The organism is Flavobacterium branchiophilum FL-15, from assembly GCF_000253275.1.
Taxonomy (GTDB): Bacteria; Bacteroidota; Bacteroidia; order Flavobacteriales; family Flavobacteriaceae; genus Flavobacterium; species Flavobacterium branchiophilum.
This window is the reverse complement of record NC_016001.1, coordinates 1517603-1541128: the sequence shown is the minus strand read 5'-3', so window position 1 is coordinate 1541128 and position 23526 is coordinate 1517603. Positions and strand designations below refer to the sequence as shown.

Sequence of the window (23526 nt, the reverse complement as noted above, 5' to 3'; positions counted from 1 at the left end):
TATAATTAATTTTATTAAAAAATATATGAAGCAACACTACCCCCTTGCAAAGTAGCGGTTGCCCATTTTCCGTTAAATTTAATATTAAAAACCTCCGTATTATTGCTATCATTTACAACAACTAGAACGATTTTTCCCGAGGGTGTTTTGAAAGCAACATTATACAAATTTCCAGTTATATTAGAAGCAATTCTAACACTATTTGCAGGAACAAATTTTGAAGCGTGGGCCACAATGTAATAAGCTACGTTTTTAGTATAACTTTCGGCACTATTTATGGTAATGGCACCTTTACATTCTGTACAACCACCAGGTGTATGTGGCTGATAAAGAGCATCATTGGCCAAATTCCATTCTAATGCTGTCTTACTCCAATTACGCATGGAACCAATAACAACATTTTTGAGGTGCCATTTTAAATCACCACTAAATGACCCAGACGACCCCGTCCATTGTTCTGTAAAATAAATATTTTTATTAGGAAATGAATTATGAATATTTGTTAAAACACTAATATCCCCTGCATATAAATGAAAAGCAGACCCTTCTACAAATGGGTTTGCAGCAGCATCATTTAATATAGACAAAGGGTATTCGGGTTTGTCGCAATTGTGGTCATACACAATAATTTTTGTTGTAATACCTGCAGCAACAAAGGCTGGGCCTAAATGATTTTTTATAAAATCTGCTTGCTGACTAGCCGTCATGAGCATACTTGGATTGTTACCAGGGTGCAAAGGTTCATTTTGAGGTGTAACTGCCTGAATAGCAATTCCTTGTTGTTGCATTTGTTTGATATATTTGACAAAATATTGTGCATATACAGCATAATATTGTGGTTGAAGGCTCCCTCCTACCGTTTGACCGTTGTCTTTCATCCAAACTGGTGGAGACCAAGGTGTTGCAATAATTTTAATATTGGGATTGATGGCCAATATAGATTGTAACATTTGAATCAACTCATTGTCTGGTGATAAGCTGAATTGAGAAAGGTTGTTATCGGTTTGACCTTGAGGCAAATCGTTATAAGAAAATACACTGCTATTCAAATCAGAAGCACCAATACTTATTCGGAGGTAATTGATACCAATGGAAGTATTTGAATTTCCAAACAGATTTTGTAACAATTCTTGTTTTTTGGCACTTGTCAATTGGTTAATTACAGAAACGCTGCCGCCTGTTAGTGTATATCCAAAACCGTCTATCGATTGAAAAGTTTGGGTATCATTGATTTCGATATTTGCAAAATTATTAAAAGTATTGCCAAAATTTAATACTGTATTTTGTTTTTCTAAAAGTACAGAGGCATCCGATTTGGTTATCCAAAATTCAATATCGCTTGATGTTGGTATAGGAGATGTAGTGGTCTCAGGCTGCACAACATCTGAAGAAGTGGAGCAACTGGCAAGTAACAACCCACACAATAGAGTAAGAATTTTTATTTTCATTTTTTTAAAATTAATTCAACAAAAACAGGTAAATGATCAGAAGGATATTTAAGGTTTATGGCATCGCTTAAAATGGCATATTTTTGAACAAAAAAAGGATTCTCTTTAGATAAAAATATATAATCAATCAATAAGGTTACAGGTTCGTTATGTTTAAAATTATTAAAAGTGCCACTGGGTCCGTAAGGTTTGTTTATACTTATATCTCTAGCATCGTTTAGCAAAGACTTTACATGCTGTATTCTTGGTGAACTGGGATCCAAATTGAAATCTCCCATCAAAAAAACAGGTAACTTAGCAACATTTAAAACTTGTATTTGGTTTAAAATGAGGGCTAAACCTTTTGTTCGGGCTTCTTCGCCAAGATGGTCCAAATGGGTGTTGAAAACCCAAAAGGATTTTTGAGAGACCATATCATTTAATAAAACATACGTACAAACCCTATTGCAAGCTGCATCCCAGCCTTTTGATACTGTATCAGGTGTTTCTGAAAGCCAAAAAGTATGTTGTTTGAGTAATTTAAACCTTTTTTTATGATAAAAAATATGAGAAGATTCGCCTTGCCCATTGCCATCTCTGCCTGTACCAGCAGCAGCATATTGCACGAGTGAACTTCTAATATCTTGTACTTGATTTGGTTTTGCCTCTTGAACACCAAAAATATCTGGTTCATAAAACTGTAATTGGGAACAAAAAAATGATTTCCTGTTTTCCCAACTATTTTCGCCATCTGATGCTATATCTAACCTAATATTGTAGGTCATCATTTTCAATGATTGTGCGTTGCTTTTTTGAAAAAACAAAACAGAAAATAGCAATAAAATGGTAATTTTGTCCTTCATTAAGTATTAATTGTTGATGGTTATTGGTTATTGGTTATTGGTAATATTAATCTTTTCAATCTTTTAATCTTTTCAATCTTTTCAATCTTTCAATCTTTTAATCTTTCAATCTTTTAATCTTTCAATCTTTTCAATCTTTCAATCTTTCAATCTTTTCTATCTTTTCTATCTTTTAATCTTTCAATCTTTCAATCTTTTCTATCTTTCTATCTTTCAATCTTTCAATCTTTCAATCTTTCAATCTTTTAATCTTTTCAATCTTTCAATCTTTTAATCTTTTAATCTTTTCAATCTTTCAATCTTTCAATCTTTTAATCTTTTAATCTTTCAATCTTTTAATCTTTTAATCTTTTAATCTTTTAATCTTTTAATCTTTTAATCTTTCAATCTTTTCAATCTTTTGAATCTTTCAATCTTTTAATCTTTTAATCTTTTCAATCTTTTAATCTTTCAATCTTTTCAATCTTTTCAATCTTTCAATCTTTCAATCTTTCAATCTTTCAATTAAATTTTAAATTCTACAAATGCTTCTGCTAAAAAATAACAGAAGCCATTTATAGAAATAACAAATACAAACAACTATTGATAAACTCTAATATAATCTATTTCAAAAGTAGTTCCAACAAAATTTGGATCTACAGTACCACCCCAGCCGCCCATAGCGGTATTCAAAATAAAAAAGAAATTGTTATTAAAAGGCAAAGTACTGTTATTGGCAAGGGCATAAAACTGTACATTATCTACCAAAAACTTGATTTCTGTGGCATTCCAAACTAACGAATAAATATGAAATTCTGTCGTTGCATTTGAAATAGTGGTAACGCCTGTATTAGCATTGCCACCATAATTATTGGGGCTATGCAAAGAACCATGAATTTTATTTGGCTCGCTACCTAAATGTTCCATTATATCAATTTCGCCACAAGAAGGCCAATTGACAGTTGTAATATTATCGCCAAGCATCCATAGTGCAGGCCAAGTTCCCGCCCCCGAAGGCAATTTGGCTTTGATATCTACCCTGCCATATTTGAAAGAAAATTTACCTTTTGAAAGGAGTCGTGCAGAGGTATAGGCACTGCCACCAAAGGCTTCTTTTTTTGTTATAATTTTTAGTGTTCCGTTTGAAACGACAGAATTATCTAATCTATTAGTATAATATTGTATTTCATTATTACCCCAACCACTATTTCCAATATCATAACCCCATTTGGAACCATCGGGAGCTCCATCGACGTTAAATTCATCTTGCCATAAGATTCCAGCATTTTTTAGAACAGTAAGGGTTTTGTTTCCAGAAATAAATTGAGTACCATTGTATGCCGATACATAAACTGTATATGTACTTGTTCCCATATTTGTAAACGTATAGCTAAAAATACCCGTAGTGGAGTTGATGGTTTCGTTGCCAATCAAAATTTTATAAGACGTTGCATTGGTTGCAGTAAGCGTAAAATTGACAACTCCTGTACCATCTCCATTTGGAAAAGTAGTACTACTGCCCACAATATCGGTATTGATAACCAAATTTGTAGGTGCTGGTGTTGAATTGTTGTTTTCGCCTCCTGAACTTCCAGAACTGCATCCAAAACAAAACAAAATGCTCATGATAAATAACATTATGGTATATTTGATTTTCATTTTTATTAGTTTTTTATATTAATTGACTATAATTCTTTATTGTGTTGTAATGATATAAAAAAGCTGTTCTAAAACAACTGATTAGAACAGCTTTATGTTGAAGTAAAAAATTAAATTGATTTTAATTTGATGTACCAAGCATTACCTGTTTCGGTTCCTTGTACTCTTAGATACATGGCTGTAGCCGAAATGGAAATAATTTGGTATTCTTTTTTCAAAGAACCATATCCAATATAAGTAGTATTGCCTGCTAATTGAATACTGGTTTGTAAATTCATAGTTGAAAAAGATACTCCAGAACTTGGTGGAATAAAACTAAAGTTTGTAGTGCCGCCGCTGTAGCTATAACAGCCTTCGTCGCCAGAGGCTGGAATACCTGGAATAGAAGCCAACGAACCCGTTTTTGTAAAGGCACCATCTGGATTGGTAACTTGCAAGGTATAATTTGTTGCAGAAACTTTGGTGAATTTGAAAGTTGTAGTATAAAAACAATTACAACAATTTACTTTTTCATTGATGGCTGCAGACCACCATTCTGGAGTAACAGAACTTGTATTCCAAGGTCCAACGCCAAAATGTCCAGGAATGGATTTATCTACAACCCAAGTTTTACTTGAATCGTTGGTTAAAAAAGTAACAACTGAAGTTTCTGGGTTAAAAGAACTAAAAACTGTTACTTCTTTGGTTGCCGAGGTTGATGTACCACCTGCACCATAAGCTACTACTGTAATGCGATAAGTATGTGTACCTAGTGAAGTAAAAGTTTTGGATACTTTACCATTTGGCAATGCTACAAACTCTTCTGTATCAGTAAAGTTTGTTACATCTTTATAAGCAATTTTATAAGCCAAAACATTGTTGGCCGTAGCTACTATATTTACAACTCCAGTGCCATCGCCATTTGGATTTGCAGTTGTTTTGCCTACAACATCGGCAGTAATAGACAAGTTACTTGGATTGGTCAAATCGCCAAGTGTATAATCTTCGGAGGCACAACTCGTAAAAAAAAGTGCCAATCCCGAAAATAATCCTATAATTTTGATTAAATTCTTGTTCATAATTTGTATCATTTTAATTTGTTATTCGAATGTTGTCCACATAAAAAACTTCGCCTGTACCCGCATTGCCATCATCAAAACGTAGCACCAACTGACCAAAACGAGCTGTTGCTGGAATAGCAGTAATGGTACTAAAATCAAATACCAATTCTTCCCAAGCTCCAGATGTGGTGAAAGCTGTTTTTAAAACGGCAACTCCATTAGCAGTTGCTCCAGTTCCTGATACTGCTGCTTCTAACTCTACATTTACTTTTTTTCCTATATTAGCCGCAACAGGATTATAAACTAACATTTTTACTTTTTTACCATGAGCAAAATTAATTGGAATATTTAACGGACTATAAGTGCCACTCCATGATGCTGCACCTGTAGTTTTTTCGTATTTACCAACAGTGGCACTTGTGTTTAAACCCGTGGCACTAGGATTGGCAACTTTTGAAAAGTTTACATTTCCAAATGTTCCAAAGAAATAATCCATAGTAGGACTTTCAAAATCTAAAGGAAAACCAAACAATGTTTTAGTATAAACTGTAGTGGCAGCACCACCGCTAAGCGCAACAACTTTCAATTGATAAGGGCCTCCAGCTGGATAAATATGGGCTGGCAAAGTACCCGTAGCCAACAAACTGCTATTTACGGTAGTAGTCATCAAAGTACCAGTTTCATTTGCTACATCGCCATAATAAACTTTGAAACCAGAAGTGTAATTGGCAGTAGCTGTAAGGGCCATATCGCTATTTACAGTTACATTCAAATTTTCTGGAGCTCTATAAGTAACTACCAAAGGATAGGTAGTAGTAGTGGCATTTCCCGAAATACTGTATGTTGTAATCGACACGGTATAATTGCCTTCTGGGTAGGTATGAATGGCACTTGTTCCAGCGGCTACTGTGGCTGTTGCAGCCGCACCAGTGCCGTGTCCAAAGGCAATCAAAAAACTACTCCCCCCATTGGCAAGGGGTGTAATACGAACTTTTCCTGAATTATCAGTACTTATATCAAAAATTTTTGCATAATCGCTTGATGTGGCACTATTCAAAAAAGATACATCTTTATCAACTCCTTCTGGAGTTTCGCAACTTACAAGTATAGCGGCAAAAAAAGCTATACTGTAAAATAATTTTAATTTTTTCATAAATATAAATATTTTTTGATTATTGATCCTGTTTTATAACTCAAATAAATTCTTAATTATAACCAGGATTTTGAACCAATTTAGTATTTTCTAATTCTTTATAAGGAATAGGAAAAATTTCATGTTTTCCAGCTACAAATCCTCTACTTGCCAGTTTAGTAGCGGCATCTCCCCAACGTACCAAATCAAAAAACCGGTGTCCTTCTCCAGCCAATTCCAATCGTCTTTCATTTTTGATTGCAGTCAATGAAACTGGCACAGATGCTAATCCTACTCTAGCTCTAACGGCGTCTAAAAGGGCTTGGGCTCTTGCTCCTGTTCCTCCAAGTGCTTCTGCTTCAAGCAAATAAGTATCTGCCAATCGTATTACATAAGTATCTTGTTTGTAATTTAAAACGGCATCTCCTTGTCCAGTAGTAACATCTGATTGTCTTGGTACAAATTTATTTAAAAAATAACCTGTATCCTGATAACCAGCAATATAGTCTGCTGTTCCTGCTAGTTTCATGGCTTTTAAATCTAAAACGGTAGCTCCAAAACGAGGGTCGAGTTTTATGGCATCATACAAATCTTGTGTAATCATATTAAAACTCCAACCCGAAGGCAAACTTGGTGCCGAAGGACTTATTTTAACATATCCACGAGGGCCAACCATCACATTTACAGAATTTCCTTCGTCTTTTCCAGAACCCCAAATGCCCCAGTAAGAATTTCCTGCACTGGTGTGGGCCACTTCTAAAATAGATTCAGAGTTAAATTTATTGGAAGTATTCCATAAATCGCTAAAATTAGATAATAATTTATAACCAAAAGCACTTGTACTTCCTGGTGTTCCGTTTACCTCTGCCAATTGTGCAGCCGCCAACGCATTTTTTCCATTATACAAATATACTTTTCCTAAAATGGCTTTAGCAGCCCCTTTTGAAATACGTCCAGACTCGGACGAAGGGATGCTGGTAGGCAAATCGTTGATAGCACTTAACAAGTCATTTTCTATTTGAGTATATACTGCGGCTGGAGTTGCTTGCGGAATATTGTACATGTTTTCGGTAGTAACTGGTTCTAATATCAATGGAATGTTTTTGAACATTCTTACCAAATTAAAATAATACAAAGCCCTCAAAGCTTTTGTTTCTGCTACAAATCGAACTTTTTCGTTGTTGTCCATTTGTGTATTTGGCAACTTTTGCAATAAAATATTAGCATTGGCTATACCCTGAAAATGGTCGTTCCAAAAACTAGCGGGCATAGTTGTACCCGAGGCAGTATAATTTGAAAAAGCTTGGATACCAATACCATCGGATGAACCACCCCCGCCAGCAACATGATCGTCTGATCCGGCGTTCATCATGGTGATCATGTTTTCAAAACCTCCTGAATTTTTTCTTAATCCATCATATACGGCTACCAAACCCGAAAAAGCTTGATCTCTATTTTGATAATAATTGGCAGACAAATATTGCCCAGTTGGGGTTTGTTCCAAAAAATCTTTGGTACAAGAAGTCAAAGCGGTTACAGATAATTCTGCGATGACAAAATATTTTAAATTTTTGATTTTCATAGTAGTTAATATTAATAATGTAACATTATAAATTAAATCTAAAGTGATTAAAATTGAACATTGGCACCAAACATAAAGGTTCTGGCTTGTGGATAAAATCCTCTATCAACTCCCATTACAGTACCTCCAATTTCTGGATCGAAACCTGTATATTTTGTTAAAGTTAATAGATTTTCACCAGTTACAAAAAACCTTACTTTACTTGCTCCTATTCTGTCCAAATATTTATTTGGAATGGCATAACCCAATTGCACCACTTTTAAACGGATGTAATCGCCTTTTTGCAAATAAAAATCAGACATATTGGTAAAATTGCCATTGGTATCATCATTAGTCAATCGAGGGAAATCATTAGATGTACCTTCGCCATGCCAACGAGACAAGGCTACTGTTTGATAATTGCTGTTGGCAATATCTAATCGTCTCAAACCTTGGAATATTTTATTACCCGCAACACCTTGAGTAAAAACCATCAAATCAAACCCTTTATAATCAGCATTAAATGTAAATCCAAAAGTATATTTAGGAATAGGACTTCCTAAAAAAGTTTTGTCGTCATTTGTAATTTTTCCATCACCATTAGCATCTACCCAACGGAAATCTCCTGGTTTTGCTGTAGGTTGAATAGGAGTACCATTGACTGCATAAGCATTGATTTCGGCTTGGTTCTGAAAAATACCAGCGGTTTGAAACCCATAAAAAGAATTGTAAGCTTGCCCTACTTGTGTACGGGTTACAATACCCATCGATTGAAAGCCTGGGGCATCTTGAGTTAGAAAATCTACACCTGTTCCAATATTTGTAACTGTGTTTTTTAAGGTAGAAAAATTCAAATTGGCTGACAAATTCAAACTTCTGATCGATTTTTTATAGCCCAATTCTATTTCTAAACCTTTATTTTCCATATCGGCCACATTTGCCCACGGATTTTGGATTACCCCAACATATCCAGGCACTACTTTTTGTTGTAAAATACCCGATGTTTTCTTTTTATAATATTCAACCGTCAAAGTAAAATCATTTAATATTTTGGCATCAAATCCAAAATTTGTTTGTGCGGTCTCTTCCCAATGCAACTCCGGATTATCCAATGTTACAGGGGCATAACCAGTAGTAATGCCACCCGTTTGACCAAATGTATAATTAGCACCTCCATTAATTAATGATAAATATTGAAAATCTGATAAACTACCAACATTTCCAGTAACTCCATAGCCACCACGTATTTTTAAGGAATTGACATATTTGTTGTCTTTCCAAAAATCTTCTTTAGATACAATCCAACCTAACGATGCTGAAGGAAAATTATCATATTTTTTATCCGATCCAAATCGTGAAGCTCCATCACGTCTGATAATACCCGTAAAAAGGTATTTCTCTTTATAGTCATAATTCAACCTAGCAAAAATAGAAGACAATTTCAATGGTGTAAATGTAACCGAATAACCTGTTTTGTTAGCCGCAGGCAAAACAAAGTTAAAAGAGGCTTCTTGATAATTATTCGTTGGCAAATCGGCATGAGTAACACCCGAAACGTATCCGTTACCAAAAACACTTGCTTCTTGCGAAACTAAAAACAAGAAATTATGGTCAGCTACTTTTTTAGCATACGTCAAAGCGTTGTTGATTATCCAATCAAATCCTGTATTGCTTGTTCTGGTAAGGGTGTTTTGTACCACACTATTGGCAGAGGCATTCAAATAATATTTTGGAGTGAAATATTCGTTGCCCCAAAACGATTTTTTACCACTAAAAGTTGTTTTAAACTTCAAACCTGGCAAAATATTAGCCTCCAAAAAGGCACTGGCTACTAAATCGTCTGACCAACCAAAATTACCCAATTGGGTTTTAGAATAAGCTACAGGATTTACAATTTCTTGCCCCACCAAAGATGAAATACCATAAGGATTGCCATTAGTATCTTTAATAATATACGGAGACAAAAATCCCATAGACAAAGCAACTGTAGGATCTGTAACTACCAATGGGGTAATAGGATCCAAATTGACAGCCGAACTCAAAACACCACCAAATTCACTATTCAGAGTTCCTATACCTACTTGTTTTTGATGGGTATATGCCAATGTTTGACCAATAGAAAAAGTTTTTGATATTTTATGATTTGAATTTAACCTAAAATTCTTTTTCTCATAGTTAGACCACTTCAGTTGTTACAATTCCTTCTTGGTTTTGCAATCCGATAGAAACATAAAAATTAGACACATCGTTTCCACCATTAAAACTCAACTCGTGGTTATACCTTTTGGCTCCATTGTTAAAAATTTGTTTTTGCCAATCAGTGCCAACACCTAAAGCACTTAAATTTGGAAACAATACATTGCCACCACTAGCCACTGATTTTTCGTTCATCAAGGCACCATATTGAGTAGCATTTAACATTTGCAATGTTTTGGCTGGCCCTGCTACTCCAGTAAAACCTGAATAATTTACTGTTATTTTACCTTTTTTACCTTTTTTAGTAGTAATCAAAATAACGCCACTAGCTGCACGAGTTCCATAGATAGCTGCCGAAGCGGCGTCTTTCAAAACTTCCATCGATTCGATGTCTGATTGATTCAAAAATCCCATAGCATCTCCTGTTACTACCACACCATCAATTACCCATAAAGGATTATTTCCTGCTCCAAAAGTAGTAATACCACGTACTCGAATGGTTGAAGCCGATCCAGGCGAACCCGAATTTGAGGCAATTGTTACCCCAGATACACGTCCTTGAAGCGCTTGTTCTACACGACCATTTGGCACTTTTTCTAAATCTTTGGCACTCACTTTTGAAATGGCTCCCGTATTTACACTTTTCTTTTGTGTGCCATAACCCACATTCACTACAACTTCTTCAAGTGTATTTTTTTCCTCAGACAAATTGATAGTCATTGGAGTATCAGAAATGGTTACTTCTTTTGTAACGTATCCTAAATACGAAATTACTAAGGTTTGGGCATTAGACGGAGCATTCAAAGTAAATTTTCCATCAAAATCTGTCGATGCTGTTACCTTTGTTCCTTTTACTACCACATTGGCACTTGGAAGCGGTATGCCGTTAGACAACACCACTCCTGAAACCTTTTTTTGAGCCGTTGCTGTTGCAACAAATATTAAAAAAATAGAGGCCAAAAAAAAGAATTTCCTAAAACTTTCTGAAAATAGCTTTAAATTCATAAGCTGATCATTTTTAATTTGTTAATAATATTAATGTTAAAGTTTTGTAAAAGTATTTGTAATTTCTATTCCATTAATATTAAGAACCTCAACAAAAAATATACATTATGAATTTTTTTTATATTTTTTTTATATTTTTCATAAACTATCAATAAATCAAGCCCTTTAGCATTTTTGAAAATTATATTTTTTACGATTTTTTTTATAATTAAAAAAAACGAAAAGGTTAATGTTGTGGTAATGTTGTGTTTTTTTGATTCAAACTTGTATAGTTAAATGCCCAATATATAATTAACAAGTCCCGCATCATGCTCTAAATTTAATTTTTTTCGCAATCGGTATCTTTTCACTTCTACACTCCTAATGGATATGTGCAACATTGGTGCTATTTCTTTCGACGATAAATTCAATCGCAAATAGGCACATAGTTTCAAGTCGCTTGGAGTTAAACTCGGGTGGGCCGTTTTCATTTTCTTTAAAAAATCTTTATCAGTAGTATCGTAAGCTTCTCTAAACTTGTTCCAATTGTCCTCTTCGGTGATGTTTTTATTTATCGTCGAAATCATCGATTTGATACTTCTGTTCTCGCTTTCTTTTGATGTTTTCTTCAAATCTTCTTTAATCAGTTCCAATAATTCATTTTTCTTTATCAAACTCATGGTCGAAACGGCCAATTCTTTGCTTTTTGCATCAACATCCTGCGACAATTGTTCGTTTTTAAGTTTCATCAATTGTTGCTCATTTTCCAATGCCGCTATTTCTAACAAACGATTATTCTCTGCTATCAATTTTTGTTCTTGTTTTTGATAATATATTTTATAAAATTTATTGATGTAATAGGCCATTACTCCAAATACAACAAAGTAAATTAGCAAGGCCAAAGTTGATGCGTACCAAGGTTTTTTTATAGTAAATCGATACATGGCCTCGTTTTCGCTGTTAGTGTTAGCAATTTTTGCCTTCACCTTAAAAACATAGTCTCCTGGCTCTAAATTTTTAAAATTTACTGTTGTTTTAGAACTCCATTCGCTCCATTCATTTTGCAAACCAACCAAAACATATTGGTATTCTACATCCAAAAATTTATTGTATTGTGGCACCGTAAAATTAAAAACCAAATTATTAGCATCATGCGACAAAGTACCTGTTTCTGTTATAGATAAATTATCGTTGGAACTATTGAGTTTATTTACCGTAATGTTAGTTATATAAATTCGTTGTGGTTTTACTTTAAAATCATACAAATTGATGATAAAATAGCCGTCTGTTTTTCCCACTAAATATTCGTTATTGGCAATTTGAGCTATATTTTCGTAACCAATCATTGGAAAAATGGTTGAAAATGGAATTGGAATTTTATGTTTCTTTAAATTGGAATCAAAATTACCCGAAGTAAAATAATACATATAATGTTTTGTAAAAAACCACATTTTATTGGTATTGTCTATATTCATTTTTCCAGAAATGTATTCGTTATTCATAAATATTTGACTCATCGAAACTTCTTTTTCAAACTGATTGGTTTGATTATTCAATCTGAAAATGCCTTGTTTTCCAGCATAAAAAATTTGACCATTATATTGTGCCAAACTAATGTGCTTTCCTTTGATTGGATGGTTTAAAATGCTAAAATGCTTGACTTTAGAAAAATCTTGATCAGGAATTATCTTCAATATTCCTTTGTATTCATGTCCAACATAGATGTCATTTTTATTTGATACTTCAAAATATCTTGACGAAATATCATATCCTTGCAACTTATTTCTAAAAACCCAACTGCCATTTTGCTCTTCTAAAACCGACAACCCATTATAATTGCCTTGCAAAATTAAATGTGGTGCATGGGGCAATACGTTAAATTTCCAGGTGCCCGATTGTTTGTATATTATTTGAATCGAATTTTTTTGTATTAAAAATGTTCCCATATCGTGGCCACAAAACAATTGATTTTTATATGGAAACAACGTCCAAACTTGTCCTTTTGTGCCTGCAATAAACCGAAAAGCTTCATTAGAATTCCATTTTTTATAATACAAACCTTGATTTGTACCTATATAAATGTTGTCTTCAAATTTAGCCGAGGCATACACCGTTCCTAAAAAACCAATATCGTCTTTATAATTTTTTATTGGCGATTGCAAATTGATACAATTAATACCGTTATCCAAACCCAACCACAAATTATTATCAGAATCTTCGTTCAAACACAAAACCGTATTGTTACTCAAACCCATATTTTGTGTAATGTGGTATTTGATTTTTCCTACATGGTTAAGAATGTAAATACCATTTGAAATAGTACCCAACGCAAAGCCTCCATCGGACAATTTTTGGGCACAAAAAATAGAATTCGGCTTCAATTCAGCCTCTGATTCAAAATGAAAGGGCATTATTTGATCGCCCTCCAGTTTAAAAACTCCTGCACGCTCCGTTTGAAGTAATAAACCCAAATCGGTTTTAAAAATTTCTACTATACGGTTGTTTTTTATTTGTTCATCATTGGTAATCAGTTGGCTTTTGCCATTTACTATTTCAAAAATACCTTCGCCAATCGCTTGAAAATAAATCGAATTATTTACCTTATAACATCTAAATATATACGGATGATTTTTAATTATTTGAAAGCTTTTACTTTTTGTGTTATACACATAAATCCTATTAAATGATTGAAATAAGATATATTGATCCAAACTTAAAATGTTCCAAAAATGTTCGTCTTCTATCAATTGTTTTTTTATCGCACTACTCAACGACGTATATACTAATTTGCCATTTGTTTGCCTTTTCCAATACCCAAACTCCATATAACAACCCATAAAAATTTTGTCATCCACAACTTTAACAGACCGGATAATGGTTTCGTTTGGCGAAGGGTACAAAGTCCAATTGGCTCCATTAAATTCCATAAGCCCTTCATTATTAGCAAAATACATATAATGATTACGATCCTGCGTAATCATCCAGCTCTGATTGCCCGCACCATACGTGCTGGTATTGAATTGAATAATGGGAGGCAATTCTTGTGCCACGCTAACATCAAATAGAAGACAAACCAAAATAAATACAAATAAATTTTTACATGTATCAATAATATAAACTATTTTAACAATTATTAATATATTTTTTGTAAATTTTAATTTCAAAACAATACCATCAAATACAACAAACAGCTGTTTTTTATGGGCGTGCCCCTCCGTAAAAACTTCGGGTCGGGCTATCCGTTGCAATCTTTTTTGCCCCAAAAAGAGGGGCAAAAAAGGATTTCCACTGCTATCCCTCACGCAAAAAACGGTATCAAACAGCTCCTATTCAAAAAAAGTAACAGCAATATTTAATGTTAAAATAAAAAAAAATCAAAATTTGAAGCTAAAGGTACTATTTTTTTAATAAAACACAAAAAAGCACGACTTTAAATACATAAAGTCGTGCTTTCTTAAAAAAATTTAAAAATTTATTCTTTCACAAAACGAATGGCTTGACTTGCAGAAGCCGTTTTAGCTTGTAAAAAATATACACCTTTTTCCAATCCAGCTACATCAACAGCAGCGGCCATTTGGTTCAAAGAAACCGCTTTAACTTTTTGTCCCAAAGCATTGAAAATTTCTACAGATTGTATCATTTCTTTTGCATTCAAGTACAATACATGGCTTGCAGGATTCGGATACATTTCAATTGCTGTTTTGTCAAAAACATTGGTATTCAATACAGCAGCACCAAACTTCACATCATCAAAATAATATGTTTTTTCGCCTGCAGTTGCTCCATTGGTTCCAAAATTGAAGAAAATTGAAGCTTTATTGTAGTTATAAGCTAAATTCATTGCAGCCGTTCCAGTGGCCTGATTGGCAAAATCAAATTCTAAAGTTTGCCAGCCCGAAGCGGTTGTTACGGTAGCCTCCGTTTCGCAAGAATGTGTAGCATCTGAACGATCCTCAACTTTCAAACGAACAGGAATTCCCGCATTTGGCGACCATACTCTAACATTCATTTTTTTGTTTGAAGCTGTAAATGGAATATTGGTGGCAAACCCCAATCCTGCTGCTGCAGAAACGGTTGTACCTGCCCATGGTTGTGCCGTAGCAGATTTAATTACTTTAACCACTTTGTTGGTGGACAATGTTGGATCTGTAACTATTGAAGAGCTTTCTGCCCCTTCAAAACCAATTACTCCATAATCTACCGTGGTACCTTCAAAAGTAGTAGGCAAATCCATTTGTGTTAAAGTACTAACAGGTGCAGTAGTAAGTGAAATGTCATCAAACAAAAAAGTATAATCTGCTGTGCCATTGCCCATGGTACCCAAATCAAAAATAAAAACCAATTTATTACAAACCGTCAAAGCGTTTGAAGGAATTAAACTATAATCTACAGATAATTCTGTCCAAGCATTGGCCGTGTTGATGGTAACTTCTTTTTCGTAAGAAATAGTACTGGCTGGATTTTCTACTTTCAATAGTAATTTGGCTCCAGTACGGGGTGAGTAAACCTTTAATTTGAATAATTTTGTGGTAGTAAAATCCATAGTCGATGATAATGTAATAAAGCTTCCGCCCCAAACCTGACCAGCATTTTTAACCATTTTACAAACAGTAGCACTGGTATTGATACCACTACTTTGTGGATTGGCAATTTTAGTAACCACTCCTCCATCAAAATCTGTAAAAGTATAAGTTGTTGAACTAGATTCAAAATCTAATGGCAACGTTTGTGAGAATCCTAATGCTGAAAATAGCATCATTGATAAAAAAGTAATTTTTTTCATAATAAAAAAATTTATGGGTTAGATTACAAATATACATACCTATTAAAAATTTCATCATGAATATTGATGATTAAAACCATACCATTAGCAACAGGTTGTTTATTACCATATATCACTCATTATCATTATATTAAATGAAATTTATAACATTTTTTTTGTCCAATACTTGGTTGCTAAATTGCATTTTGTATAGGTATTGTATAGGTATTTTAGTTGCAATTCATAATTCGATTTATTTTTATTTGCATCATTAATTTAATAATTTTCCTGAAAATTAAATTTAAAAACTTTAAAATCAATAAACTAGCCATTTAACATCAACTATGATGTATAAAATAGCCTCGCTATGTAATGGCAATTAATTTAATAAAAAATGTCTTGGTAATTTGATTTTGTTATTGAAGTAATATTTGTAATTTTACCCCAATTCTTTTTTAAAGAAATTAAATAGATTTTATTAATTATGCCATCTCGTTATTTAGTTAAATCTTGCCGTTTTACTATATTGATGTGAAAGATACAAATTTTGCAAATTATTGGTGCATGAATGATAATTGTATAGCATTAGTTGACTTTTCGTAACGCATTCCTAATTGTTAAAGTGCTGCATCAACTTTGAATGAAATGGAAGATACAAATGCAAAGAATGGCATGAATGTCGTATAATTCAAAAAGTTGAAAACTAATTTGTATGCTATTAAATTGAATCTGTACTGATTAGGAATCAATATAATTGAATGACATAAAAAATAAGTATTGAATAATTAAAAAAATAGTCCTATTATTAATAAAAATAATATAATTAAATAACTACGTTACAAAATTTATCAATTATGAAATTAAAATACTATTTATTGTTAATGAGTTTGATGTTGCAAATAAATTGTAAAGGACAAAATGCTGAAAATGTGCATACTATTGAAGCATTGGCTTTTTCAAATCAGTTGCACAACATGGCGAAACCACAATTAGTTGATGTAAGAACTTTGGAAGAATTTCAAAATCAACATATTGAAGGGGCAGCAAATATCAATTGGAATGGAGACCAATTTGAGTCCGAGATTTCAAAATTGGACCATACAAAACCAGTATTTGTGTATTGTATGAGCGGCGGCAGAAGCCACAAGGCAGCGTTGAAAATGGCAACAATGGGTTTTCAAAACATTATAGAACTGTCGGGAGGAATTATGAAATGGAATGCCGCTGGACTAAACCAAAAAACATCCAAAATTATTGGAATTTGTCCACAAGAATATGCCGAATTAACCGCTTCCAATACTAAAGTTCTGATTGATTTTTATGCAGAGTGGTGTGCTCCATGTCAAAAAATGAAAGGCTTTTTAACAAAGATGGAAAAAAACGATACCAAACAAGTGAAAATAATAAGACTTAATGCTGATGAACATCCAACCATGATAAAGGAATTGAACATTTCAGAATTGCCAACATTGATATTGTATGAAAACAATAAGTTAATTTGGAAACATTCAGGATATATTTCGGAAATAGACTTAAAAAAACAATTATAAAATGACAACAGTTCAACTTCAATTTTTAGAAGATTTAAAAAATAACAATCATAAAGAGTGGTTTCACGACAACAAAAAAGCCTTTGAGCATTATAAGCAAGGGTACCATCAAATGATAGCTCAAGTTTTAGAATTGATGAAACCATTGGACACTCGATTAGCGCCATTGGAAGTCAAAAATTGTACATTTAGAATTAATCGCGATATACGATTTTCAAAGGACAAATCACCATATAAAACCAATATGGGGTTTTGGTTTAGTACCAACAAAAACAGAAAAAATGCCCCTGGCTATTATGTGCATTATGAAAAAGGAGCTTCGTTTTTGGCGGGAGGTGTTTGGTGTCCAGAGGTGGATGAACTGAAAAATATACGCAAAGAAATAGCTTTTTTTCATGACGATTTGACCCAAATTACAAACCATGCCGATTTTAAATCCATTTATGGTGATTTTGACAAATCAGATGCTGTTTTACTAAAAAAAGCTCCAAAGGGATTTGATCCTAACCATGAAGCAATAGCATTTTTAAAATTAAAAAGTTTTACTGCCTCTACCCCTATTGCAGATGACTTGTTTTTAGATCCCAATTTTGCTTCGATTATTGTACCTCAATTATTGGTTTTAAAACCATTAAACGATTTTTTAACAAGAGCCTTAACTACTGATAATTAATAAATTAAACCCATAAAACAATAATGAAAGTATATTCAAATGTTTCATTGAAACCATACAACACATTTGGAATTGATGTGTTAGCAAAAAAACTAGTAATAATTGATTCCATTGATGCTTTGAAAACGGCTTTGGACACCTATAAAGACGAACCAAAATTAATTTTAGGTGGTGGAAGCAATTTATTATTGACACAAAATATTGAAGCAGTAGTTTTGCAAATCAATTTGAAAGGCATTTCAATAATAAAAGAAACGGAGGAACATGTTTGGGTGGCGGCTCAAGCTGGCGAAAACTGGCACGACTTTGTATTATGGTGTATTGAAAATGAATATGGAGGCATCGAAAACATGTCGTTGATTCCAGGAAATGTAGGTACAACGCCTGTTCAAAACATTGGAGCTTATGGTGTAGAAGTACAAGATGTGTTGGAAAGTTGTACAGCCATTTCAATTGATAATCAAGAGTTTGAAACGTTTTCAAATGCAGCATGTCAGTTTGGATATAGAGAAAGTATCTTCAAAAACGAAGCTAAAAACAAGTATATTATTACATCAGTAGTTTTTAAATTGACTAAAAAAAACCACACCCTACATGTGGCTTATGGCGACATTGCACTCGAACTCCAAAAGTTTGCCATCAACACACCTACAATCAAAGAGGTTAGCCAAGCCATTATCAATATTAGAAAATCTAAATTACCTAATCCGAAAGACCTTGGCAACAGTGGTAGTTTTTTTAAAAATCCGATTATATCCAAAGCCCGTTTTAGTCAAATTCAAGCAAAATTTCCAAATATCAAATATTTTGATATATCAGCTACTGAAGTAAAAGTGCCTGCTGGTTGGCTTATAGAACAAGCTGGATTTAAAGGTAAAAGAATTGGTGATGCTGGAGTACATCAAAATCAGGCTTTAGTATTGGTAAATTATGGTGGTGCATCAGGAAAAGACATTTTGGAACTGTCTCAAAAAATACAAGCTACCATTTTGGAAACGTTTGGTATTTTTATAGAGGCCGAAGTTAATATTTTATAAAAAATGTAAGTTTTTTTTAGTTACTTAAAGTAAGGAAAATATAAGTTAAATATGTATCAAATCGTTATTTTTACCTTATTATCCTAAAGTTTTTTTGATACCATTTAGATATATAAAATAGTCTAAATAAAGTAAAAAAATAGTCAAATTCGCATAGACTTTTGATAAAATTTTCAGTAATTAATTCTTTTGCAATTTCATTTATTTTAAGCGTTGTTGTCCGATAAAAATAAATAGATTTTATTTTTTATAAGTATTCGTTTTCTTTCAGTTCGTTAAACAGGATTTTAACTCATTAACTATATTATTTATAAGTATTCGTTGATTTTAATTCATTGCTCGGCTTGCAGCTGCAACGAAACTCTAGCTGTTAGCCGTTCGGTTTTTCTTTTTCTGGTTTTATTAATTTTCCATTTTCAAAAATACATTCATTTCTTTCTCCTTTTATATATATTGAAAATACTTTACCGTGCTTTTTGTTGTTTTTATATGGACAACTATAAATCATTATTCCATCTTTGAAATCTTCTTCAAGTTTTTTATTTCCATTTTCGTCAAAATATTCAGTCCAAATTATTTTGTGGTCAAAAGAATATTTTATTTTTCGTTCAACTTTTCTGTTACTTTTGAAGTAATACCTTTCTTCAGCAACTATTTTTTCCTTTCCATTAAAATAAACTATGCTTTTTACAAAAACACCTTCGATAAATTCAAATTCTGAAAGCAAATGATTTTTGTGCTTAAAGTATTGGATTTTCCCTGTAAAAAGTTGATTGTTCTCAACTTTATATACTAAATTATTTTCCGTGTAAACATCTTCTTTAGTTAATGTTTCTTGAGAATATAAATCAAAAGTAAAAAGTATAATTATTAACCAAAAGTATTTTTTCATTTATGTTTCTATTTGGATTTCTGTTGTAAATTTCTAACTAACGTTTTATTAATGTTTTGTAAATCAATTAATTACAATAATTATTATTTATTATTCCTCTTAATTTTTTCGCTTTCGTACCGTTAGCTTACGGGGTCAGGGCGTGAGTCTAGGGGGAATGACGTACAACGTTTTGCATATTTATGAAGTTGGGGATTTGTAAACCCAAAACTTTCGATTAAACACCGAACTCCAAAAGTACAAAACCAACTTTAAATTAAGCCCGAAAACCCCAATTTCTTAAAACCGCTGTTGTGTGAAGTGCCATTATTTCAGATAAATTTCATTTTTAACGTAAGTATTATTTAGCCAAAAACAATGTTTAGTGTATTCGTTTTGCTTGGTTAATTTGTCTTTTTTAGGCAACTCATAAGTGTCTAATGAGTTTGTTGCGTGCGGACGAACGTGAGAAATAGAACTAAATTTCTTGCTAGGAAAATTCGTGAAACGAATTTCCTTGCCTTTTTTATTAGTTTTTATTTCTTTTACAATTTCGCCTTTTGCAATAATTTGTTTTGTTTTTGCCCAAACTTTTTCAACTTCAATTAAGTCTAAATAGGGCATATTCCAAAACTTAACTTTTCTCAAGATAAGTTTTTCGTTTTCAAATTGGAAAAAGACAAAAAGAAATTTATGTTCTAAAATATCTTTAAAATCAGAGTTTTCCCAATCTTCATTTACAATTTCTTGATACTTGAAATTAGGAAACGAAATATCTTCTTTTGGCAAATCATTTTCTTTTAGACGAACTGTTTTTACAATTATTTCTGCTTTTTCAAATTCCTCAATTTCTTTATCAAGTTCAATTCCAAGAATTGCTTTTGTCAAATTTGCGTAAAAACTTTTTGCTTTAGTATTGATTTCGATTTTCAAAATTTTTACGATTTCTTGTTCAGTTTTCCCGTAAAATGGTTTGAATTTTGAAACTACTATTTCTTCAATTGTTTGTTTTTTAGCAACTTGTGAATTTGGAATTAATTTTCCGTAAATTCCTTTGCTTTCGTTTGCAATCGATGCAATGATATGATTTACATAGCCTTGCTTAAAAGAATATGCTCTTTGTTTTGCTGGAATTTCTGAAAATGGTTGTTTTCTGATTGATAAAGCGTTTGCACCTTTAGTACAAGCACCAAGATAAAAAGTGTCGCCTTCCGAAAGTTCGTGAGCTTTTCCGTTTGCAATTTTTTCATTAATTGTCTGCCAATCTTTTTTGATTATTTCTAAATCTGTTGATGGAAAACTCCACTCATCAACCAATTTTATCAAGTAATCCAAAATTTCAAAACCTGCATTATGAAGATAGAAAATTAAAAGAATGCTTGCATTCTTTTTAAAAAAATCACTATTTTCAAAATTCTGATTGACAACATTAACGTAGTTAATGATGTTTAAAACCAATCGCTCTTTAGAGCGAAATTCGTCATTTTTTAGTTGCTTTAATGGTGAGGATTTTAATTCCATTCCAATTTGTGCAAAATCTGCTTCAGAATTAGAATTAGGTTCATAACCAAAATAAAACTTCTCCAAAACTTGCCCAAAGTTTCCTTTTCCCGAATAAGAATGCTCCAAAACTTTTGGATCGCAAACTTGTCTTAATGATTTTCCTTTTAACTTTTTTGCGTAATCTATTACAGAGTTTTTATCGCTTGGATTATACGTTAATTTCATTGTTTATTTTTTGAGTTAATGCAACACCAATTTTTTCTATAACTCCAACAACCAATGCATTTCCCATAAAGAAAGCACGTTTTGTGTCAGTAATTCCGTCAAATTTTGTGTGATTATCTGGAAACATATTTAACCGTTCAAGTTCAACTGGCGATAATCTACGATAACCTTTTGCAGTTTTTATTACGTGTTTAAATCTTGATGCAGATTTTCCGCCTTCGCCTGTTATGATTGTTCTTGATGGTTTATCTAATGGATCAGGAAAAATCATTCCGCCTTCGCTGTAATTGTATTCAAAACCTTGAGAATTTTTCCTCATTTCTTTTTTTGCACCTTTTAAATAAAACCATTTATCTAAATCTTCCTCATTAATGTAGAATTCGTCGGTAACTTCTCCGTTTTGAATAATGTCTTTTAGAATTGTGAATTTATCTTCATAACTTGGTTTTGTTTTGATTGTCGTTACAATTCCATCAATCATAATTCCTGTATTTTCAAACATTCCTGTTTTTCCATTTTTGTTGAAATTTTCTGAAATTTCAACAATATCGCCATTGAGTTTGAATTCATTTGGAAATAAAATGTAATCAGATTGAACAGGAAAAGCATTTGCTAAAGTTCCATCTTTAAGCAACCAATCTGTTGAATTAGTTTCTTTTATTTCGTTATAAATTGTTGAATTTTGGGAATATGCCAAAATGAAAATTCTTCTTCTTCTTTGTGGCATTCCATATTCAGCAGCGTTTACAACTCGCCATTCAACTGCATAACCTAAATCATTTAAACTCTTTAGAATAATTGCAAAATCTCTTCCACGTTGTCCTGATGGAGAAATTAAAAGTCTGTCAACATTTTCTAAAAATAAATATTTTGGTTTATTTTCTTTTTCACTTAATATTTTATGAATTGACCACCACAAAACACCTTTTTTTCCAATTAATCCTTTTGAGTTTTTTAGCGTTGTTGCAACTGAATAATCTTGACACGGAAAACCGCCAACTAATAAATCGTGATCAGGAATTTGTGATATTTCAACAGTTGAAATATCTTGATTACAATGACTTTTTTTATCCCAACGGCTTTCGTAAACCATTGAAGCGTGTTGTACTTTTGTAGATGGTTCCCATTGATTGCTCCAAACTATTTCATATGGACTTTCAAAATCTTCTTTGTAATTTGACGATGCGGATTTATTATTCCAACCTTCTAAACCAAGTCTGAAACCTCCAACACCTGCAAACAATTCTACTACTTTTATTTTATTTTCCATCGTGAATAGTTTTTAAGTAAATTGCTTTTTCTTCTGCTACTTTTAGAACTTCTCCGATATTTTCTTCATAAAGAATTGTATTTGCAATTTGATCGCTTAACCAACTTGTAATTAATTTGTTTTTGTCTAAATCGTAAAATTCAGCAAATTTTTCAACTTGTTCTTTTGATGGTTTTCTTTCTCCACGTTCAAATTTACTAACAATAGCTTGATCAATGTCAAGTGCAGAAGCAACTTGTCGCAATATTAAACTTTTGCTTTCTCTTTCGTTTTTAATAATATCTCCAAATGTTTCCATAAGACAAAATTTGTTTTGACAAAAATAGTCAAATTAATTTTAGAAACAATTTTTTTTAAGATTATTTTATTAGATGCAGTTTTTTCAGCGTCTCGCAAGGCATTTCACACAACTAGTAGATATACGAAAGTTGTTGCGTTTTTAACATTCTATATCCACTTCACAAAAGTACAAAAAAAAAAAATACTATACAACTTTTTTATAAAAAAGCCACATGAATAAATATTATCGTAAAACAAACGTATCATTACAACATATTTTTTTCAAAAAAGTGCCTGCAGTTTGTTGCTGTATGTTCAGGGTTACTCTTGTGGAGTCTAACTGAAGGTCGCCCTTGGGCTATGGATGAAAGGTCGCTACATTTTTTGTAGGTCATCTTGTTTTTGAAAAAAAAGCTGCTTGAATAGGGTTTGTTAAAAATGGTTTGCTAACTTTAATTCATTTTAAATGTAAAATTTGCTTTTGCTTTTATCACTCGTATATCCACTACAAACAT

17 protein-coding genes are annotated in these 23526 nt (G+C 32.5%); 3 read left to right on the top strand and 14 right to left on the bottom strand.

The annotated features are described in order from the left end of the window. Positions 1–14: 14 nt before the first annotated feature. The 10 genes from FBFL15_RS06710 to FBFL15_RS06670 form a co-directional block, all read right to left on the bottom strand. Positions 15–1448 carry a glycoside hydrolase family 30 protein gene (locus FBFL15_RS06710; protein ID WP_014083867.1) on the bottom strand — a complete coding sequence of 478 codons (1434 nt, stop codon included), beginning with the start codon at positions 1446–1448 and terminating at the stop codon, positions 15–17. Then, a complete protein-coding gene (locus FBFL15_RS06705) occupies positions 1445–2290 on the bottom strand; it encodes an endonuclease/exonuclease/phosphatase family protein (protein ID WP_014083866.1) in 846 nt (281 codons plus the stop codon). The genes FBFL15_RS06710 and FBFL15_RS06705 overlap by 4 nt, the downstream gene beginning before the upstream one ends. A gap of 579 nt (positions 2291–2869) precedes the next feature. Next, positions 2870–3928, bottom strand: a complete 1059-nt coding sequence (locus FBFL15_RS06700; RefSeq protein WP_014083865.1) for a glycoside hydrolase family 16 protein — start codon at positions 3926–3928, stop codon at positions 2870–2872. A gap of 110 nt (positions 3929–4038) precedes the next feature. Further along, a complete protein-coding gene (locus FBFL15_RS06695; RefSeq protein ID WP_143394584.1) occupies positions 4039–4986 on the bottom strand; it encodes a hypothetical protein in 948 nt (315 codons plus the stop codon). 13 nt (positions 4987–4999) lie between these two features. Continuing rightward, positions 5000–6121: a hypothetical protein gene (locus FBFL15_RS06690; RefSeq protein ID WP_014083863.1), complete on the bottom strand. Its 1122-nt coding sequence runs from the start codon at positions 6119–6121 to the stop codon at positions 5000–5002. A 52-nt stretch (positions 6122–6173) separates the two neighbouring features. Then, positions 6174–7682: a RagB/SusD family nutrient uptake outer membrane protein gene (locus FBFL15_RS06685; RefSeq protein WP_014083862.1), complete on the bottom strand. Its 1509-nt coding sequence runs from the start codon at positions 7680–7682 to the stop codon at positions 6174–6176. Between the two features lie 47 nt (positions 7683–7729). Next, positions 7730–9796: a SusC/RagA family TonB-linked outer membrane protein gene (locus tag FBFL15_RS06680; protein ID WP_231847504.1), complete on the bottom strand. Its 2067-nt coding sequence runs from the start codon at positions 9794–9796 to the stop codon at positions 7730–7732. 40 nt (positions 9797–9836) lie between these two features. Next, a complete protein-coding gene (locus FBFL15_RS16680; protein ID WP_197535538.1) occupies positions 9837–10862 on the bottom strand; it encodes a TonB-dependent receptor plug domain-containing protein in 1026 nt (341 codons plus the stop codon). A 272-nt stretch (positions 10863–11134) separates the two neighbouring features. Next, complete coding sequence (locus FBFL15_RS06675; protein ID WP_276524793.1) at positions 11135–14089, bottom strand: triple tyrosine motif-containing protein; 2955 nt, start codon at positions 14087–14089, stop codon at positions 11135–11137. Positions 14090–14313: 224 nt separating this feature from the next. After that, positions 14314–15624, bottom strand: coding sequence for a T9SS type A sorting domain-containing protein (locus FBFL15_RS06670; RefSeq protein ID WP_014083860.1), 1311 nt, complete (start codon positions 15622–15624; stop codon positions 14314–14316). An 833-nt stretch (positions 15625–16457) separates the two neighbouring features. On the opposite strand from FBFL15_RS06670, the gene FBFL15_RS06665 reads away from it, so the two are divergent. Genes FBFL15_RS06665 through murB form a run of 3 tightly spaced genes read left to right on the top strand, consistent with a single transcriptional unit; the run spans position 16458 to position 18863 of the window. Further along, complete coding sequence (locus tag FBFL15_RS06665) at positions 16458–17153, top strand: thioredoxin domain-containing protein (protein ID WP_014083859.1); 696 nt, start codon at positions 16458–16460, stop codon at positions 17151–17153. A 1-nt stretch (position 17154) separates the two neighbouring features. Then, positions 17155–17826, top strand: a complete 672-nt coding sequence (locus FBFL15_RS06660; protein WP_014083858.1) for a DUF2461 domain-containing protein — start codon at positions 17155–17157, stop codon at positions 17824–17826. 23 nt (positions 17827–17849) lie between these two features. Further along, complete coding sequence (gene murB / locus FBFL15_RS06655) at positions 17850–18863, top strand: UDP-N-acetylmuramate dehydrogenase (RefSeq protein ID WP_014083857.1); 1014 nt, start codon at positions 17850–17852, stop codon at positions 18861–18863. A gap of 370 nt (positions 18864–19233) precedes the next feature. On the opposite strand, the gene FBFL15_RS06650 is transcribed toward murB, so the two are convergent. From FBFL15_RS06650 to FBFL15_RS06635, 4 genes are all read right to left on the bottom strand, one after another. Continuing rightward, positions 19234–19755, bottom strand: coding sequence for a hypothetical protein (locus tag FBFL15_RS06650; RefSeq protein WP_014083856.1), 522 nt, complete (start codon positions 19753–19755; stop codon positions 19234–19236). Positions 19756–20061: 306 nt separating this feature from the next. Continuing rightward, positions 20062–21462, bottom strand: coding sequence for a Sau3AI family type II restriction endonuclease (locus FBFL15_RS06645; RefSeq protein ID WP_014083855.1), 1401 nt, complete (start codon positions 21460–21462; stop codon positions 20062–20064). After that, a complete protein-coding gene (dcm, locus tag FBFL15_RS06640) occupies positions 21446–22732 on the bottom strand; it encodes a DNA (cytosine-5-)-methyltransferase (RefSeq protein WP_014083854.1) in 1287 nt (428 codons plus the stop codon). Before dcm ends, FBFL15_RS06645 begins: the two co-directional genes overlap by 17 nt. Then, entirely contained in the window at positions 22722–23030 is a 309-nt protein-coding gene (locus FBFL15_RS06635) for a helix-turn-helix domain-containing protein (RefSeq protein WP_014083853.1), read from the bottom strand. Before FBFL15_RS06635 ends, dcm begins: the two co-directional genes overlap by 11 nt. Positions 23031–23526: the final 496 nt, after the last annotated feature.

Coding starts and splice junctions, on each gene's coding strand:
- FBFL15_RS16680 (WP_197535538.1), bottom strand. CDS start 10,862: ATGAATTTAAAGCTATTTTCAGAAAGTTTTAGGAAATTCTTTTTTTTG.
- FBFL15_RS06645 (WP_014083855.1), bottom strand. CDS start 21,462: ATGAAATTAACGTATAATCCAAGCGATAAAAACTCTGTAATAGATTAC.
- FBFL15_RS06710 (WP_014083867.1), bottom strand. CDS start 1,448: ATGAAAATAAAAATTCTTACTCTATTGTGTGGGTTGTTACTTGCCAGT.
- FBFL15_RS06670 (WP_014083860.1), bottom strand. CDS start 15,624: ATGAAAAAAATTACTTTTTTATCAATGATGCTATTTTCAGCATTAGGA.
- FBFL15_RS06665 (WP_014083859.1), top strand. CDS start 16,458: ATGAAATTAAAATACTATTTATTGTTAATGAGTTTGATGTTGCAAATA.
- FBFL15_RS06685 (WP_014083862.1), bottom strand. CDS start 7,682: ATGAAAATCAAAAATTTAAAATATTTTGTCATCGCAGAATTATCTGTA.
- murB (WP_014083857.1), top strand. CDS start 17,850: ATGAAAGTATATTCAAATGTTTCATTGAAACCATACAACACATTTGGA.
- FBFL15_RS06650 (WP_014083856.1), bottom strand. CDS start 19,755: ATGAAAAAATACTTTTGGTTAATAATTATACTTTTTACTTTTGATTTA.
- FBFL15_RS06635 (WP_014083853.1), bottom strand. CDS start 23,030: ATGGAAACATTTGGAGATATTATTAAAAACGAAAGAGAAAGCAAAAGT.
- FBFL15_RS06700 (WP_014083865.1), bottom strand. CDS start 3,928: ATGAAAATCAAATATACCATAATGTTATTTATCATGAGCATTTTGTTT.
- FBFL15_RS06695 (WP_143394584.1), bottom strand. CDS start 4,986: ATGAACAAGAATTTAATCAAAATTATAGGATTATTTTCGGGATTGGCA.
- FBFL15_RS06660 (WP_014083858.1), top strand. CDS start 17,155: ATGACAACAGTTCAACTTCAATTTTTAGAAGATTTAAAAAATAACAAT.
- FBFL15_RS06690 (WP_014083863.1), bottom strand. CDS start 6,121: ATGAAAAAATTAAAATTATTTTACAGTATAGCTTTTTTTGCCGCTATA.
- dcm (WP_014083854.1), bottom strand. CDS start 22,732: ATGGAAAATAAAATAAAAGTAGTAGAATTGTTTGCAGGTGTTGGAGGT.
- FBFL15_RS06705 (WP_014083866.1), bottom strand. CDS start 2,290: ATGAAGGACAAAATTACCATTTTATTGCTATTTTCTGTTTTGTTTTTT.